This is a genomic window from Pseudomonas sp. TH32, assembly GCF_016650855.1.
GTDB lineage: Bacteria > Pseudomonadota > Gammaproteobacteria > Pseudomonadales > Pseudomonadaceae > Aquipseudomonas.
In genome coordinates, this window is sequence record NZ_JAEKFA010000001.1 from 526,343 (window position 1) to 543,101 (window position 16,759).

The 16,759-nt window shown below is 56.1% G+C and carries 15 protein-coding genes and 2 pseudogenes; 7 read left to right on the top strand and 10 right to left on the bottom strand.

Features of this window, described 5'->3' with window-relative positions:
- Window positions 1-10 precede the first annotated feature (10 nt).
- Together JFV30_RS02435 and JFV30_RS02440 are read left to right on the top strand one after the other, a co-directional pair.
- Window positions 11-1,306 (top strand): serine/threonine transporter, encoded by a 1,296-nt coding sequence (locus tag JFV30_RS02435; RefSeq protein WP_201121719.1) that lies wholly within the window; start codon window positions 11-13, stop codon window positions 1,304-1,306.
- Window positions 1,307-1,612: 306 nt separating this feature from the next.
- The gene (locus JFV30_RS02440) at window positions 1,613-1,930 is read left to right on the top strand and encodes a DUF3509 domain-containing protein (protein ID WP_010176956.1); all 318 of its coding nucleotides are present in this window, start codon (window positions 1,613-1,615) and stop codon (window positions 1,928-1,930) included.
- Here the strand turns inward: JFV30_RS02440 and JFV30_RS02445 are convergent.
- Window positions 1,927-2,124 (bottom strand): annotated as a pseudogene (locus JFV30_RS02445) (phosphate-starvation-inducible protein PsiE); the annotation flags it as partial. The gene JFV30_RS02440 and the pseudogene JFV30_RS02445 overlap by 4 nt on opposite strands.
- Window positions 2,125-2,334: 210 nt before the next feature.
- Here JFV30_RS02445 and JFV30_RS02450 point away from each other — a divergent pair.
- Window positions 2,335-4,833, top strand: coding sequence for a hypothetical protein (locus JFV30_RS02450; protein WP_207201801.1), 2,499 nt, complete (start codon window positions 2,335-2,337; stop codon window positions 4,831-4,833).
- Window positions 4,834-5,056: 223 nt separating this feature from the next.
- Here the strand turns inward: JFV30_RS02450 and JFV30_RS02455 are convergent, their stop codons facing one another.
- The 4 genes and pseudogenes from JFV30_RS02455 to JFV30_RS02470 all read right to left on the bottom strand — a co-directional run bounded on the left by JFV30_RS02455 (window position 5,057) and on the right by JFV30_RS02470 (window position 7,323).
- Complete coding sequence (locus JFV30_RS02455) at window positions 5,057-5,926, bottom strand: RES family NAD+ phosphorylase (RefSeq protein WP_201121721.1); 870 nt, start codon at window positions 5,924-5,926, stop codon at window positions 5,057-5,059.
- Window positions 5,927-6,137: 211 nt separating this feature from the next.
- Window positions 6,138-6,624 (bottom strand): annotated as a pseudogene (locus JFV30_RS02460) (phosphate-starvation-inducible protein PsiE).
- A 121-nt stretch (window positions 6,625-6,745) separates the two neighbouring features.
- The gene (gene relB, locus JFV30_RS02465) at window positions 6,746-6,931 is read right to left on the bottom strand and encodes a type II toxin-antitoxin system RelB family antitoxin (protein ID WP_201121722.1); all 186 of its coding nucleotides are present in this window, start codon (window positions 6,929-6,931) and stop codon (window positions 6,746-6,748) included.
- Window positions 6,932-6,987: 56 nt separating this feature from the next.
- Window positions 6,988-7,323: a DUF6124 family protein gene (locus JFV30_RS02470; protein WP_201121724.1), complete on the bottom strand. Its 336-nt coding sequence runs from the start codon at window positions 7,321-7,323 to the stop codon at window positions 6,988-6,990.
- A 464-nt stretch (window positions 7,324-7,787) separates the two neighbouring features.
- Here JFV30_RS02470 and JFV30_RS02475 point away from each other — a divergent pair, with 464 nt between their 5' ends.
- The gene (locus JFV30_RS02475; RefSeq protein ID WP_010176960.1) at window positions 7,788-8,048 is read left to right on the top strand and encodes a YebG family protein; all 261 of its coding nucleotides are present in this window, start codon (window positions 7,788-7,790) and stop codon (window positions 8,046-8,048) included.
- Window positions 8,049-8,213: 165 nt separating this feature from the next.
- On the opposite strand, the gene JFV30_RS02480 is transcribed toward JFV30_RS02475, so the two are convergent.
- Window positions 8,214-8,933, bottom strand: coding sequence for a dienelactone hydrolase family protein (locus JFV30_RS02480; RefSeq protein ID WP_010176961.1), 720 nt, complete (start codon window positions 8,931-8,933; stop codon window positions 8,214-8,216).
- A gap of 204 nt (window positions 8,934-9,137) precedes the next feature.
- Between JFV30_RS02480 and JFV30_RS02485 the strand changes: the two genes are divergently transcribed.
- Window positions 9,138-10,445: an acetamidase/formamidase family protein gene (locus JFV30_RS02485; protein WP_201121725.1), complete on the top strand. Its 1,308-nt coding sequence runs from the start codon at window positions 9,138-9,140 to the stop codon at window positions 10,443-10,445.
- 6 nt (window positions 10,446-10,451) lie between these two features.
- Here the strand turns inward: JFV30_RS02485 and JFV30_RS02490 are convergent, their stop codons facing one another.
- Window positions 10,452-11,471 (bottom strand): Leu/Phe/Val dehydrogenase, encoded by a 1,020-nt coding sequence (locus JFV30_RS02490; protein ID WP_010176963.1) that lies wholly within the window; start codon window positions 11,469-11,471, stop codon window positions 10,452-10,454.
- A 186-nt stretch (window positions 11,472-11,657) separates the two neighbouring features.
- On the opposite strand from JFV30_RS02490, the gene JFV30_RS02495 reads away from it, so the two are divergent.
- Window positions 11,658-12,461, top strand: coding sequence for a SirB1 family protein (locus JFV30_RS02495; protein ID WP_010176964.1), 804 nt, complete (start codon window positions 11,658-11,660; stop codon window positions 12,459-12,461).
- 42 nt (window positions 12,462-12,503) lie between these two features.
- On the top strand, window positions 12,504-13,328 hold the full coding sequence (locus JFV30_RS02500) for a class I SAM-dependent methyltransferase (RefSeq protein ID WP_201121728.1): 825 nt from the start codon (window positions 12,504-12,506) through the stop codon (window positions 13,326-13,328).
- Here the strand turns inward: JFV30_RS02500 and JFV30_RS02505 are convergent.
- The 3 genes from JFV30_RS02505 to fahA form a co-directional block, all read right to left on the bottom strand.
- Window positions 13,299-14,666: an MFS transporter gene (locus JFV30_RS02505; RefSeq protein ID WP_201121730.1), complete on the bottom strand. Its 1,368-nt coding sequence runs from the start codon at window positions 14,664-14,666 to the stop codon at window positions 13,299-13,301. The genes JFV30_RS02500 and JFV30_RS02505 overlap by 30 nt on opposite strands.
- 146 nt (window positions 14,667-14,812) lie before the next feature.
- On the bottom strand, window positions 14,813-15,457 hold the full coding sequence (gene maiA / locus JFV30_RS02510) for a maleylacetoacetate isomerase (RefSeq protein WP_201121732.1): 645 nt from the start codon (window positions 15,455-15,457) through the stop codon (window positions 14,813-14,815).
- 12 nt (window positions 15,458-15,469) lie between these two features.
- Window positions 15,470-16,756 (bottom strand): fumarylacetoacetase, encoded by a 1,287-nt coding sequence (gene fahA / locus JFV30_RS02515; protein ID WP_201121735.1) that lies wholly within the window; start codon window positions 16,754-16,756, stop codon window positions 15,470-15,472.
- Window positions 16,757-16,759: the final 3 nt, after the last annotated feature.

The window sequence follows — 16,759 nt, forward strand, 5'->3', positions numbered from 1 at the left end:
GGCAATAACGATGACCGATGTACGTACACCTGCTGCCGAAAATCCCGCTGTAGACCTGACCACGACCACCGTGACAACCGGCTGGAACAAACACGACACCACCTGGATGCTCGGCCTCTACGGCACCGCCATCGGTGCCGGCACCTTGTTCCTGCCGATCAACGCCGGCGTCGGCGGCTTCTGGCCGTTGATCGTGCTGGCGTTGCTGGCCTTCCCGATGACCTTCTTCGCCCACCGTGGGCTGACGCGCTTTGTGTTGTCGGGCAAATCCGGCGACATCACCGATGTAGTGGAAGAACATTTCGGCATCGGCGCCGGCAAGCTGATCACCTTGCTGTACTTCTTCGCGATCTTCCCGATTTTGCTGGTGTACAGCGTGGCGCTGACCAACACCCTGACCAGCTTTATGGAACACCAACTGCACATGGCAACGCCGCCCCGGGCGATCTTGTCGCTGGTGTTGATCCTCGGCCTGATGGCCATCGTGCGCTGCGGCCAGGGCGTGATCGTCAAGGCCATGAGCGTGCTGGTGTACCCGTTCGTCGCCGCCCTGCTGCTGTTGGCGGTAAGCCTGATCCCCAACTGGAACGGCGCCTTCTTCGCCTCCGCCGGCGAAGGCATGCCCCTGCCGGTGTTCTTCAAGACCTTGTGGCTGGCGATCCCGGTGATGGTGTTTTCCTTCAACCACTCGCCGATCATCTCCGCCTTCGCCGTCGACCAGAAACGCGTGTACGGCCCGCAGGCCGAGCGCAAAAGCAGCGGCATCCTGGCCATGGCCCACAGCATGATGGTGCTGACGGTGATGTTCTTCTGCTTCAGCTGCGTACTGGCCCTGTCGCCGGCTGACCTGGCAGCAGCCAAGGCGCAGAACATCTCGATCCTGTCGTACCTGGCCAACCATTTCCAAACGCCGGTGATTGCCTACGCTGCACCGTTGATCGCGCTGGTGGCCATCACCAAATCCTTCCTGGGCCACTACATCGGCGCCAGCGAAGGCTTCCAGGGCCTGATCGTCAAATCCCTGCGCGGGCGCAACCGCAGCCTGTCGGCCAAGTGGCTTGAGCGCTGCACCGCACTGTTCATGGTGCTCACCTGCTGGGCCGTGGCCACGTTCAACCCGAGCATCCTGGGCATGATCGAAACCATGGGCGGGCCGATCATCGCCTGCCTGTTGTTCCTGATGCCGATGTACGCCATCCGCCGAGTGCCATCTTTGCGCCAGTACTCGGGCCAGGTGTCCAACGTGTTTGTGGTGTTGATCGGCTTGATTGCGCTGTCTGCGATCGTTTTTTCGGTCATGCCCTGAAACAGGACACACTCACCACGACTTGAGTGAACGCCGCACCCTGTGGGAGCCGGGCTTGCCCGCGATGGCGGTGGATCAGTGGGTATAAATGCCGGCTGATCCTCCGCAATCGCAGGCAAGCCAGCTCCCACAGTTAATTCAAGGCAATGCTGAACGCTTGTACGGCACGCCCCTTGCTGTACAGCACTTGAGGAAAACGGACCTTGTGAAAACCTCAGCGAGCGAATGGCCGGTGGTCAGGAAACGCGAACTAATCCCGACACCGGTCGTCAATGACTGCATGTTCTTATCAGGCGGTAACGCACCATGGACAATCCTTTTCAGATCATCACCGACACCTTCGCCCCGAAATACCGGGTCAACTTGAGCATCCAACGGCTGGACGGCAGCATCATGCTGACCCTGTCCGATGAAGACGGCGTAGTAGCCAAACGCATGATCAGCGCCGAACAACGCAACGACCCGCAGCGCCTGAAACGGCTGGTGCAAAGTGTGCAGTTCGGGATTGCAATTGAGCAGGGGCACAGCGCAATTGAGATATTGGCGGTGATGACCGACGGGGACAGCCACAAAGTGTTGCAGCGGCCGCCGGTCAGCCGGCCGCCGCTGAGTGCCGGGCTTTAAAGCTCGCCTTTCTCTGTTTCAAGGCTCGCTTCGCCCTTGCGGCGCGGGCCTTCGACCTTCACCGACGGAAACGCCGACGACGCATACCGCACCACCAGAATCGCGAACGCCAACAGCAGAATCCCACCGCACAGGTAGATGATGCCGATGTCGGGCGGGTTGTGGTGGGAGACGTCGAAATTACTGCGGATGAGTGGCTCCCAAAACAACGAAACGACAAAAAGCAACGCACTTGAAGTCTTTCAATCGATGTTTTAAGAAATCATTTTTTGAGTTTTTCTGAAATTCTCTAGCCTGAATCAGTCGATAGACAACTTGATAGCCCTTAGCTACTATTGCGAAAAGTCTTTTTTCAGGCTGCAAGCCCTAGCAGCATCGAAAAGGCCAATCACAAGGAAGTTATAGTGTCTAAAAATCCGAATCAACAAAAATCGCACGACAAGATTGATAAACTTGAAGAAATCATAAGCTCAACTCGCGATAGAAACATGAACGAGGCGGACACTAGACATAAAGTTATCGATTTTATACTTCATGACTTTCTTAGCTGGCCAAAAAATCGTGTTAATGTTGAGGAATATATATCTCCTGGGTACGCAGACTACGTCCTAAAAAAAACCAATGGCGACGACTTATTATTTATTGAAGCAAAGAAATCAGGAATATTCTTCAACTTACCAATCGCCGCATCTAGCAACGAAAAGTCATGCTTTATCAGTATAAAAAAATTGTTAACCGATGAAAATATAAAAATAGCAATGGAGCAAGTTAGAACTTATTGTTTTGATACCGGGTGTGAGTATGCATGCATAACCAATGGCTTAGAATGGATTTTCTTTAAAACCTTTGAAAAAGGAAAACGATGGGAAACACTTCAAGCCTTCGTGATCCGCTCACTAGAATTTTTCGTAAAAGAATATATAAAATCTATTAATAATTTTTCTTTTACCGCTATTACAGAGCGCTCATCCTTACCAATATTACTAAGCAGTGCTCCACCTAAAGATCGTACCATTTACTTCCCGAAAGAAAAGATCCCTTCTTACTCTCACACTATTACAGCCAACAAACTCGCACCCAAACTCCGCCCAATCATAACTCGATATTTTGGTGTTATAAAGGATGACGATACTGAGTTCATGGAAAGATGCTATGTATCACAGCGTGAATACCAAGGTACCTCTGACGGAATGCGATCTTTAATTCAGGACTCCTTGTCACCTTACTTTAGTTCATATGGAGTTCAGCAATTAGATGACACAGGTAAGGGAGGTAGACTTGGCGGGCGCTTAACAAAAAATATAAAAGATCGAAGAAAGGGAGAAGTACTAGTTCTATTCGGAGGCAAAGGAGCGGGAAAATCAACTTTCATAAAGCGCCTCCTTCACCATAATGCACCAAGGTGGCTACGAGAGCACTCCGCAATCGCGATAATTGACCTATTAAAAGTTCCGGAGGACGTTGAAGTAATTCGACAAGCAATCTGGAGAGGCCTTATTGATAAGCTCGATAAAGACAAAATCTTAGACTCTGAGCGCGACACACTAATCAACGAACTTTTTTCTGATAAATTCGAAGTAGCGAAGAAGCAAGACCTCGCAGGCCTCTCACACTCATCAGAAAACTACAACATAAAATTAAACTCGTTAGTCGCCACATGGAAATCTGACCTACCATATTGTGCTGAAAAACTGGTAAAACGATTAGCCTCCCAAGAAAAGGGAGCAATAATAGTTATCGATAATACTGACCAATATTCAAGCCAAGTACAGGACTACTGTTTCTCATCTGCACAAGAAATCTCAGATCGTTTACATAGTATAGTTTTGATCTCAATGCGCGAGGAGCGATTCTACGATTCAAAAATACATGGAGTTCTTGATGCATTCCAAAATTCTGGTTTTCATATTAGCTCGCCAAAACCAGCCGAAGTCTTCAAGAAGAGACTTGACTATACGGTATCGATTCTCAGCGACCACCGTCGAATGGGAGGTGAAGGTATTGAGAATTATAATTCTGACTTTGCTCGCGACAGCTCAAAATACCTGAGAATATTGAGTCGCGAATTTTCGAACGAACAGTCTCCCTTAAATCAATTTCTCACTGCATGTGCACATGGAGATATCCGCCTTTCGCTAGACCTATTTAGGAGCTTTGTGCTCTCGGGTTACACTAATGTAGAAGAAATGGTCGCGAATGGCACTTGGCACTTTAAAATCCATCAAGTCATAAAGCCAGTCATGATTCCCAATAGATATTTTTACGACGAAACAGTTAGTGATATTCCAAACATATACCAAATCCGATCTGTTCGCCACGGATCACATTTTACTGGCCTGCGGATTTTGCGAAAAATCTCGAAAGGGATTGATCCAACTGCGCCGCAGTACATAGCCATTGCCGAGCTTAGAGCCTACTTCGCAGAAACTTTCGGAATGCTTGATGACTTCGAACAAAACGTGGATACATTGCTGCGACACGGCTTCGTAGAATCAAATAACCGTTTAGACTTTTACTCCGAATCTGTAGACAGTATTAAAATCACTAGCTACGGACTTTACATGCTTAACGAGCTTGCTTACTACTTCACATACCTAGATTTGATCTGCACTGACTGCGGCATATTTGACGAAACGGTTAGCAATTATCTTACTGAAGCGGCCAAAAAGGAATACAACTATTTTATTGAAGGCGAGCGCATGGACAGAGTAGCTGTCAGATTAGAACGGGTAGAAGAATTCTTAAAGTACATAGAAGAAGAAGAGAGCAGAGAGCGCGAAACACACTCTCTAGGAATGCCCAAAGAAGAAATGTTCACTACAAAAGCTTTGGAAAGCTTTAATGAAGAAAAGAAACGAGTACTTAGAAGCGCGAAACGGCAAGGATTCAAAAATAGGTCTTAAAATAGCGCGCTTCTAGGATGCAAAAAACTATCACTGCAAAATTTCGTAACTGTTCGACTCCACCTCTACTGGGTGAAGTCGAACAAAACAAAAATACTTGCCAACTTCTACTGCTAATACATTCAACTATATACCAGTAGCAAATCCACAAATCAAAATCACCAAATCTCAAAAAGCATCAGCGAGAAGTACGCAAAAAACCATATTACCGCACAACATTTCCTTATAACCCTCTATGCCACGGAGGTTCAAATACACGAGCGACATTATCCTCAATATTTCCTTTCTCCCAAACCAGCTCATCTCCCTGGGCAATCTCTACCACATGCTCTGTATGTGATGTTGTATAAAAACCACACGCTAGATGGCGCGCCCGCATTCTACGAGCGCCAACAATTCCCCAAGAATTCCAAAAATCATCAGTACGTATAGCAAAATTAATCGCTCCATACTGCCTGACGCTAGGAAATGCCACTGCAGATATATTTCGATCTTTCTCAAAGATCGCTTTTGCAACAAATGATGAAAGCAAGTATTTATCATCATCCTTAACTAAACATTCAAACAAAAATGAATCAGATATCAAAAGCGCTTTTACTTGCTCTAAATCACAAGAATTTAACATATCATTGATTACGGATGAGGCCTTGCCAGAAAGAAATCCTCTACCGGTCCGCTGAATCTGCAACATCTCACCAATCGGAGCAATTCTACAACGAGCGCCATCTCGAATCCGCAACTCCGTTAACAATATAAAATCATCATTCACATGAGTTTCACTAAAAGCAGTCTCAGGTCTATCAGATACATAAAGTACTGGAAAACCCTCTGGGTTAGCTCTGCCAACAGAAGGAACACTTCCAATTCTCCAAAGCAAATCCTGAATAGAAGAAGGGTAATCACCTTCTCCGATCTTCCTTACCCGACGAAATGTAGATCCACCAGAAAAATCCAAGCCTAGAAGCGGATGTTTTGTTACTAACTCTAGTATAAATGAGTGCTTTTCTACTAACGATAACGATGTGAAGTTTTTGATTTCATACGTCAAATAATTTAGATCTAAAGGCGGAAACTGTTCAGTAATAGTATTCATATAACTCCCTAATCACTTGCTCCCTGACTACATCAAAAACACAGATACACCAACAACTCTTACCGGGTTCTCCAACAAAAATCAACTCAGCCATATAGGGTTTAGCCAAAAAAATGTATCCACTTGAACAACAAACCACCTCCTAGCGTCGGCTGAATTAAGGCGCTAGAAGGTTTTATATTTGATTCAGTGATGTCGAGGAATACGAGAGTTACAGCTCACCCTTTTCTGTTTCAAGGCTCGCCTCGCCCTTGCGGCGCGGGCCTTCGACCTTCACCGACGGAAACGCCGACGACGCATACCGCACCACCAGAATCGCGAACGCCAACAGCAGAATCCCACCGCACAGGTAGATGATGCCGATGTCGGGCGGGTTGTGGTGGGACACGTTGGAGATCAGCAGGCGGGTCAGCGCCGTGATCGCCACGTAGATCAGAAAGCGCACCGGCATGTGGTTGGTCTTGAAGTAAATCCCGACCATCGCCCCCAGTTCGGTAGATGAACAGCAGCAAGATGTCATCGATCTTGATGTGCCCCGTTTCCAGCATCCCCAGAAATTCCATCACCGCTGCATAGGCGGTCACCGCACCAATGGCGAACAGCGCCAGGTAGTGGAAGGTCTCGACGAACAGATTTCCCAAGGACTCGGCCAGTTGGTGCACGGTCTTGCGCAGGTTTTCAGCCCAGTTGATTTTCACGATGATGCTTCCTTAGGTCGGCTCGACCGGATAATGCGGGTTGGACGTGACGGTTTCTCTGCATGCAGAAAAAAGGCCAGGGAACAGGGAGTGAGATGGTGGCGGGGTGATATGAGGCACTTCAATCGGGTTTATGAACCAAACGCTTAACATCTATCAGCGCCTTTATTTCCGACATGACCTGATCATGAGGGATGCCTGGTCTCGCGTCTTCAAGGGCGGCCTGCACGTTGGCGCGGAACCAACGGTCATTAGAAACAGCAGAACTTTCGCTTTCAGGCAATTCCGGAACGTCATGAAAACTCATTGTGGCTCCTTATGCAGTCGTTCCCACCAGCGCAGGAACGACTTAGCAGTCCAACATCAGGTCGGGGCGACTTGATCCAACGCTTGATCGACCAATAAACCACTCATTTCCAGCAGTTGGTGGATCGCCAGAAGCAAACTTCGCTGTGGGCCCTCAAGCTCAAAAGCCAGGCTGCTGGCCATTTCACGGGCACTGTTCAAGGTTTCGCTGGCGTTGGCGAGTAACGTTTCCGTATCGGCATTGGGCGTTACGCTGAAAAGAATCGAGGAGGGCTCGGAAGGTGGGTCAGGTGCTTCAGGGCGCAGATAGTGATCAATCGCGCGGTTGGCTGCGGCTTGAAGACGGGTGTCAGTGTGTGAATCGTAAGGGGGACTCGGGGTAATCTTTTTCATGGTCAGACTCTTCCGTATTAAGGACCGTCCCCATCTGCCGCCAAGCAGATTGGGTGACGGATTGCACAAGGTTGGCGGACCGGTACGAAAGAAGAAAACCGGCACCCCGAAGGGTCCATGCGCAACCCGTCATGACACAGGAATACAAACGCCACGAAGCGTCTGCAATCTTGTTGGGACGTTGTTACGCCTTTCGTTACCGAGCCGCCAAGCCCGTCCGCTGCATTTGCAGCGCCCGAGGAAGGTAAGCGAACGGACGAAGCCGGCGCAACCCCGGCAAGTTGTCAGAAATTTCTCTTGCTGCAAACCCCCGTATTCCAACTACATTAAAAAGCCACTACCCAAAGCCCATGGATTGGCTTATGCTTTTAGCTGTATATAAATACAGTAGTCGCGAGAACGCTTGGCGACACCCGAACCAAGGGCAACTCCCTTCAATACTGCACCGATGACGAGGCCGAAAAATGGCTGTTGAAACCCTGTATCGCAGTACCCGTGACCTGGAGACTACATTCGTGGATCGCAAACTTGCCGACGCACACGACCAGATGCTTGAACTGGCAGAGTCCCTGATGGAAGTGCTGCTGAAAAACGTCGAAGGCTTGAGCGAGAAGCAGGCTGAAGATGCCGGTATTTTCATGGCCAAGAACCGCGCGGCGTTTGCGGCGGCGTTCAAGAACAATGCGAGTGCATTGGCGGAGATTGGGCAGCCTGAGGCTGAGTGATGCGTTGCCGTTCGTCAGTGGGATTGTTGTAGCTGGGGTTTATTGTGGTGAGGGGGCTTGTCCTGTGGTGAGGGGGACAAGCCCCCTCACCACAGGACCAGCCCTTTCACCATAGAAAGCCCTCACCACAGGGTTATGTGTAGGCCGGTAAAGCGTGTTTTATGCCTACCACAAGGTCTTGCCAAAGAACGTCAACGTGCGGTCCCACGCCAGTTGCGACCAGGCGGCATCGTATTGCGTGTCTGCAATCCGACCATCGCCAATCGCCGTCTCGTTGGCAAACGCATGGCGCGCCAGGTAGCGATGGAAAGTCGCGTCCACACCCGCCGCGTGCAGCTTTGACTCCAGCTCAGCCACGGTGTCGATGTTGAAGAAGGCATCTTGCGTGCCCCAGTGCCCGATCAGCGGCGCCTTGATTTTCGACGCATCCAGATACTCCAGCGGCGGGAAGCCGTACCACACCACGCCCGCAGCCACTTCCGCAATTGCGTTCAGCGCCAGCAACGTCAACGCCCCGCCCATGCAGTAACCGGTCACGCCGACTTTTTTCGAGTCCGCCTGCAAGTACTGCACAGCGCCCTTGATGTCCTGGGAAACCGCATCGCCAAAATCCAGACCATCCATCAGGTGGTGAGCTTCTTCCTCTTCCACCGTGGAGGCGCCGCGATAAAGGTCCGGCACCAGCACCCGGTAACCGCACTCCGCCAAGCGGTTGGCCACGCCCTTGATCTGATCGTTGACGCCCCACCACTCCTGGATCACCACGATCGCCGGCGCGCCTTCGAGTACTGCCGGGCTGGCCAAGTAGCCGTTGACGTCCCCGCCATCCGGACGTTTGAAGGTGATCATGCGCCCGCTGGAGCGCCCTGCTGTTTGTTTGGACATGCCAACCTCGTTCTGATGGGTTTGATAACAGAGATATCTGTATTTGCCCGTGTCCGCCACTGCGGGTGTATCAGAGTGTGTATGGATGCGCCTCAGATACACACGGACCGGCAATCGCGGCAGCGCGACACACGACAGATACACACCGGCGGTTAAGTGATGAAGCCTGCTGAACATTCAATCACCCAGGGCCAGGAAAATAAAATGAATAACCTCCCAGCTGTCGACCGCCTCAGCGTCACGTCCTACACCAACGGCCTGCTCGGCCCCAGCCAGAAAATGCTCGGGCCACTGGCCGACGGGGGCACCTTGATCACCGGCACCCCGCCCGGCTGCTGGGGCCCGATGATCACCCCGGCCTTCGAGGGCGGCCATGAAGTCACCCAGCCGGTATTCATCGCCGGGGCAGAAGTTGGGGACGCGGTGGCGCTGAAGATCACACGCATGCGGGTCACCTCCCTGGCCACGTCCTCGGGGGTCATGAGTTTTGTCGAGGGGCGCTACCACGGCGACCCGTTTGTCGCGAAGTTCTGCTCCAACTGCGGGCAAGAGCATCCCGCCAGCCATGTCGAAGGCATTGGCGAAGACGCTATCCGCTGCAATGCCTGCGGGGCCGAAGTCAGTGCATTCCGCTTCAGCAATGGCTACGTGATCGTCCTGGATGCCGAGCATCAGGTAAGTTTGACGGTCAACCAGGCCGTGGCAGACCGCCTGGCCGGCAAGGCCTCGGACCTGTCGGCGCTGCCCGAACTGTCGGCACAGCATTCGATCCTGTCCCTGGCCCGCGCCGACATCCCCGGCCTGGCCGCGCATATGCGCCCGTTCCTGGGCAACATCGGCACCACGCCTTCACGGGATCTGCCGGACTCCCACAACTGCGCCGACTTCGGCCAGTACCTGGTGGGCGCGCCCCATCGCTACAGCATGACCCACGAAGAACTCCACGCCGCGAAAACCGATGGCCACATGGACACCAATTCGGTGCGCGAGGGCTGCATCCTGATCTGCCCGGTGAAAGTCCCCGGCGCGGGGGTGTACATGGGTGATATGCATGCCCAGCAGGGCAACGGCGAAATTGCCGGGCATGCCACCGATGTGTCGGGAGAAACCGAATTGACGGTGCACGTGATCAAAGGCCTGAGCCTGGACGGTCCGATCCTGCTGCAAAACCTCGATGACCTGCCGCCCATGGCGCGCCCGATGAACGCGGAACAACGCCTGCGGGTGAAGGCATTGGGCGAGCGCTGGGGCCAGGTGGAGATCGAGGAGAACGCACCCATCACCTTTATCGGCAGTGGGATAAATCTTAATGTCGCGACAGAAAACGGACTGGAACGCGCCGCTGCCGTGACCGGGCTGCCGATCGACGAAGTGCGCAACCGCGCGACCATCAACGGTTCCATCGAAATCAGCCGCCTGCCGGGAACCGTGCGGGTCACGATCCTGTGCCCGATGCACATCCTTGATCGCATGGGCGTAGGCCAATTGGCCCGGGAGAAATATCAGCGTTGACCCGCTTCAGCGGTACAGCAACCGCTCCGCCAGCTCATCCGCCACCCGCGCGGGTGAGCGTTTTTCCGCCTGGGCGTGGGCGAAGATTTCGGTCAGGCGGGTGCCAATATTCGACAGGTGCGCGGTGATGGTTTCCAGCTCTGCGCCACCGTGCTTGAGGGCGACGTAGATCAGGCCGCCGGAGTTGATCACGTAGTCGGGCGCGTAAAGAATCCCACGCCCTTCCAGTTGATCGGCCACTTGCAGGTTGGTCAGTTGCGCACTCGCAGAGCCGGCTACCGCCGCGCAGCGCAACTGCGCGACCGTGTAGCGGTTGAACACCGCGCCCACGCCACAGGGCGCAAGGATGTCGCACGGGGTGCTGAGCAAGGCTTCGTTGGCAATCGGGTGCGCGCCCAGCTGTTCCATGGCCAGTTGCACTTTGCCGTGGTCGATGTCGCTCACCAGCAACTCGGCCCCGGCGGCGTGCAGTTGCTCGGCCAGGGCATAACCGACGTTGCCCAGGCCCTGGATCGCCACGCGCAAACCTTCAAGATTATCGCTGCCAAGGCGGGCCATGGCGGTGGTGCGGATGCCGGCGAATACCCCCATGGCGGCGTGAGGCGACGGGTCGCCGGCCGCTGTGGTGCTGGTGACATAGCGGGTCTGCTGGGCGATGCAATCCATGTCGGCCACCGAGGTGCCGCTGTCGATGGCGGTGATGTAGCGGCCATCAAGCTGCTCGATGCAGCGCCCAAAGGCTTCAAACAGCGCGGCGCGGCTTTCGACATGGGCGGGGCGGATGATCACCGCGTTGCCGCCACCCACCGGCAAACCGGCCAGGGCAGCCTTGTAGCTCATGCCTTGGGCCAGGCGCGCGGCATCCGCCACGGCACTTTCATCGTCGGGGTAAGAGAGGTAGCGGCAACCTCCGAGGGCGGGGCCCAGGCGGCTGTTGTGGATGGCAATGACCGCCTTCAACCCGGTAGCCGGGTCGACGCTCAGGTGCAGCGATTCAAGGCGGGTGCTGTGCATGAGCGCAAACATCGTCGAGCTCCCGAATCACTTCTTGTAGGCGCCAAGTATAGGACTGCCAGCGAAAGCCTGCTGAAGCGCGCAGGAATAAGGCCACCGGTTTTAAAGGGTTTGCGACATAAACAGGCAGGGCGTTTCTCAAGGTACTGGACGAAAGTGCACAGCAAGGCTAAAACGAGACATCCGCCGGAGAACCCAATGAATCCCCGCAAAGCCTTTTTCGCCTGCCTGGAACGGTCACCGCCCGCGCTGTTTGAAGCTGCGCTGTGGATGGCGGCCGAGCACGACCCGGCAGTCGATCCTTTGGCTATCCTGCAGGACTTCAAGGTGTTGCAACAGTTGGTCAGCCTCAGCATGCCGATGCTGCCGCCGGATGAACTGGGGCAACCACTGCTGCGGCGCATGAACGACCTGGGGTTTGCCCAGGATGACCACACGCCACTGCGCCCCGCCGCCGCCCTGCTGGACAAGGTGTTGAAGCGCAAGCGCGGGCAGCCTCTGGCATTGGGGCTGATTGCCCTGGAACTGGCCCGGCGCCTGGACATTCCCCTGGTGGGCGTCAACTTTCCGGGACACTTCCTGTTGCGCGTACCGGGGGCCGATCATCTGCTCGACCCCTGCGGCGGCCGACGGCTGTACCCCAACGACTGCCGCGAACTGCTGACTCGCCAGTACGGGCCCAATCTCAAATTGCAGGCCGACCACCTGCACACCGCCGAACCGCGTTCGATCCTGCAGCGGCTGTCACGCAATCTGCGCCAGTTGCACCTGTCCAATGACGAGCATCTGGCTGCGCTGGTGGATGCCGAGCGCGTGCTGGAGCTGGGCAATGCCAGCGCCGCCGATTACCTGGCCCGGGCCAGTTTGTATCAGCGCCTGGATTGCCCGAATGCCGAGCGTTTTGACCTTGAGCATGCATTGATGCTCAGCGAAGACCCGATCCAGCGCCTGCGCCTGACCGAGCGGCTGGGGCATTTGCCGCCTAACTCTGTGGTGCATTGACCGGCTTGGCGTAAGCTGTACCGCCCCATGGATGAGGTTGTCATGCCCCTGCGCTCCCCCGCCGAACGTTACCTCGAAGATTTCCACCAGCGCCAACCCGGCACCACCAGCGCGGCGTTCGCCGAACTGAGGGCGGTGAAATACAGCTCTTCCTATGCCGCGTTGACGGCGCACGTGCCGGCAACACACAGCCCACTCACCGTCCTGGACCTGGCCTGCGGCGATGGTTATCTGCTCAAGCTGCTGGCCGACCGCCAGCAACCCGGCTTGCAACTGATCGGTGTCGACATGAGCCAGGCAGAGCTCGACGCCGCCCGCGAGTGTCTTCCAGTTGAGGTCACCCTGCTCAAGGAACGCGCCCAATCATTGAGTGTGGCTACAGCCAGTGTCGACGTGCTGCTGTCGCACATGGCGATCATGCTGATGGATGACCTCGACCAGGTGCTGCAAGAGGTGCAGCGAGTCCTGCGCAGCAGTGGCACATTGGCAGTACTGATTGGCAGAAGCTTTCTACTGGGCCCAGTCGGCGTGGCGTTTCTGGAAGCCTTTCGTCCAATCGCCGAGGAAGACCGCCTGCCCAACCTGCCGATGGGCGACCCGCGCACCCGCAATGAAGCCGGCTGGCACACCTTGCTGGAAGACCACTTCAGCGACCTCAGCGTCGAAGATATCGACGTCCATTGGCAGCCTCAGCCAGAGGAACTATGGACGTCATTAAAAGAAACCTACGATATCGACCGGCTGACACCGCCCGCCAAGGCCCGCCTGAAAGAGCGTTTCCTGGCCACCATCACCCACCTTCGGCAGCGTGATGGCAGCGTGTCCACCGGGTGGGGGTTACGCGTGATCAGCGCCCGGCGCCGCTAACGCATCAGCGCCCTGTGACACCGTGCTCTTTGGCGAGCGCACCTGGATAATCAACAACGCAGCAATCACCGCCGGAATCGCACAGAAGAAGAAAATCTGCTGCACCGGAATGTGCATCGCCAGCAGCAGGCTGCCGAACAGCGGCCCCAGGATCGAACCGAACCGGCCGACGCCCAATGCCCAACCGGTACCGGTCGCTCGCACGTGAGCCGGGTAGAAGTTACTGGCGAACGCATTCAGGGTCAGTTGGCCGCCGATGATGCAGAAACCCGCCGCGAACACGCAAGCCACCAGATAGCGCGGGTTGTCGTGGTTCAGGCCCAACAGAATGGTGCACACCGCGGCCGCCGCGAGTACGCCGGACAGCAGGCGCACTTTGCTTTTCAGCCGGTCGGCAAACCAGGCCATGCCGATGGCGCCCAAGGTCCCGGCGAACAGGAACATCGAGGTCACCAGGTTGGCTTCGTTCAGGCCCAGGCCGCTTTCCAGCAACAGCGAAGGCAGCCAGCTGATCATGAAATACAGCAGGATCAGGCTGACAAAAAACGTCGCCCACAGCAGCAAGGTCGGGCGTGCGTAACCATGGCGAAACAGCTCCACCACCGTCAGTTTGCTGCCCTGCTCCTGACGATTTTCTGCCTCGCTCGCCGCCGGCGGTTGCCAACCCGGCAACATCCGCGCGGTGACTTTTTGCAGGCGCGTATACGGCGGTGCGTCACGCAGCAGGCGCGGCAGGGATTCGGGCAACATCCAGGCGAGAAACGGGAACAGCAGCAACGGCGTCACGCCGCCGGCCAGGAACACCGCCTGCCAGCCAAAGCTGTCGATAAACCCGGCGGCCACGAAACCGCCCGCCGCGCCGCCAAAGGAGAAACCACAGGCCGCGAGCGTCACCATCAACGTTCGCAGGCGCGGGGGTGAATATTCCGACATCAAGGCCATGGCGCTGGGCATCGCGCCGCCCATGCCGATGCCGCAGATAAAGCGGGCGGCCATCAAGGTATTCAGGGAATTGGCGAAGACCATCAGCACCGTGAGGCTGGCGTAGATCAGCACGCAGCACAGCAGGATGCGCCGCACACCAAAGCGATCCGCCAGTGGCGTGACGGCCAGGGAACCGAGGGTCAGCCCCAGCAGGTTGGCGCTGAACACCGGGCCGAACGCGGCTTTTTCCAGGCCCCAGTCCTTGGCCAGCGCCGGGACCACGTAGCCCAGGACCTGGGCGTCGTAGCCGTCGGTGACCAGCAACAGAGCCAGCAACAAGAGAATCAACCACTGATAGCGCGACACCGGACGGGCGTCGAGTGCCGCACGAAAGCTGGCAATCTGATTGTGCATCGCAAGGGACCTGTGTTGTTTTTATATTTTTTTGGACACGCTGTAGATCAAATGTGGGAGCTGGCTTGCCTGCGATGGCGGTGTATCAGTAACAGATACCTAACCTGACACATCGCTATCGCAGGCAAGCCAGCTCCCACATTGATTTATGGCGTGTCAGGGGTATCGGGTTGATTCGCCGGATGTGCCTGCATGAACGCCGGATGCTGCGCCGCCAAGGCCGCCACCCGCTGAATACGCGGGTACGCCGCCAGCGACACCTTGAACCGCTCGGCCGCATACAGCTGCGGAATCAAAAACGTATCCGCCATCCCCGGCTGCTCGCCAAAGCAATAGCCCTGATCACCGATCAACTGCTCCACCGCCGCCAGGCCCTGGCTGATCCAGTGCCCGATCCACTCCAGCACCTGCGCTTCATCGTGCCCCCATTGCTTGAGCAAGTTCTGGGTGCTGGAGTTGTGCAGAGGATGAATGTCGCAACCGATAATCGACGCCACCGCGCGCTCATGGGCACGGGTCGCCAGGTCCCTGGAAAGCAACGGCACCTGTGGATAACGCTCCTCCAGGTACTCGATGATCGCCGGCGACTGAATCAGCACATCGCCGTCATCGGTACGCAAGGCCGGCACGCGACCCTGGGGGTTGATCGCCAGGTACTCCGGCTGGCGATTGGCGCCGCCCTTGGGCACCAGCAGGTTGACCGGCACCGCGGTGAAATCCAGGCCCTTCAAGGCCAACGCGATGCGCACCCGATACGACGAAGTGGAGCGGTAGTAGGTATAGAGTTCCATGGCCCCGCCCTCTCAGCGCGCCGCGACCACGGTCCCCCGGCATTCGCCGAAGCCGATGGAGGCAAACCCGTCGCGGGTGCAGCGGGCACGCAGGATGATTTCGTCGCCGTCTTCGAGGAATTTACGCACTTCACCGGAGGCCAGTTCGATCGGTTTTTTACCGCCTTCGGTGATCTCCAGCAGGCTGCCAAACTGACCCGCCTCAGGCCCCGACAAGGTGCCCGAACCAAACAGGTCGCCGGCCTGCAACTCGCAGCCGTTGACGCTGTGGTGCGCCACCATTTGCGCCACGGTCCAGTACATGTGTTGGGTGTTGCTGAGGGTCAGGCGATGGGCCGGCAGGTTCTGCTCACGCATCGAGGCGGTGGTCAGCAGCACTTCCAGTTCGATATCAAAACCACCGGCAGCCTGGTCGCGCTTGTCCAGCAGGTAGGGCAGCGGTTGCGGGTCGCCTTCAGGGCGCGCCGGTTGTGCCTTGCGGAACGGCTCCAGGGCTTCAGCCGTCACCACCCAAGGTGAAATGCTGGTGATAAAACTCTTGGACAGGAACGGGCCCAGCGGCTGGTATTCCCAGGCCTGGATATCCCGCGCCGACCAGTCGTTGAGCAGGCAGAAACCGGCGATGTGATCAGCGGCGTCGCCGATGGCAATCGAGTCGCCCATGGCATTGCCCTGGCCGATCCAGATGCCCAGTTCCAGTTCGTAATCCAGGCGGGCGCAGGGGCCGAAGGTCGGCTCGGTTTGACCGGCCGGCAGGGTCTGGCCTTTCGGGCGGCGGACGTCAGTGCCCGACGGGCGAATCGTCGACGCGCGCCCGTGGTAGCCGATCGGCACGTACTTGTAGTTGGGCAGCAGCGGGTTGTCGGGACGGAACAGTTTGCCGACGTTTTGCGCGTGCTCGATGCCCACGTAGAAATCGGTGTAGTCGTTGATTTTGGCTGGCAGGTGCATCTCGCAATCGGCCGCCAGGTGCAGCGCGCTTTGCAGTTTGCCTTGCAGGCTGCTGCCTTCCGCCAGCAGTTCCAACAGGCGCTCACGCAGGGCCACGCGCGGGCCACGGCCGAGTTCGAAAAACGCATTCAGTTGACCGCCAGCAGTGGCTTCAACGGCACGCCGGGCTTCGCCCTCAAAGCATTCCACAGCGGCCTGCAGATCAAGAATCTGCTCGCCAATCGCCACGCCACTGCGCGGTGCCGAACCGTTGAGGCTGAACACACCCAGCGGCAGGTTTTGCAGCGGGAAATCCCGGTGACCGTTGGCGCAAGGCACCCAACTGCGGGTGAGATTAGGCTGAGTCATGGG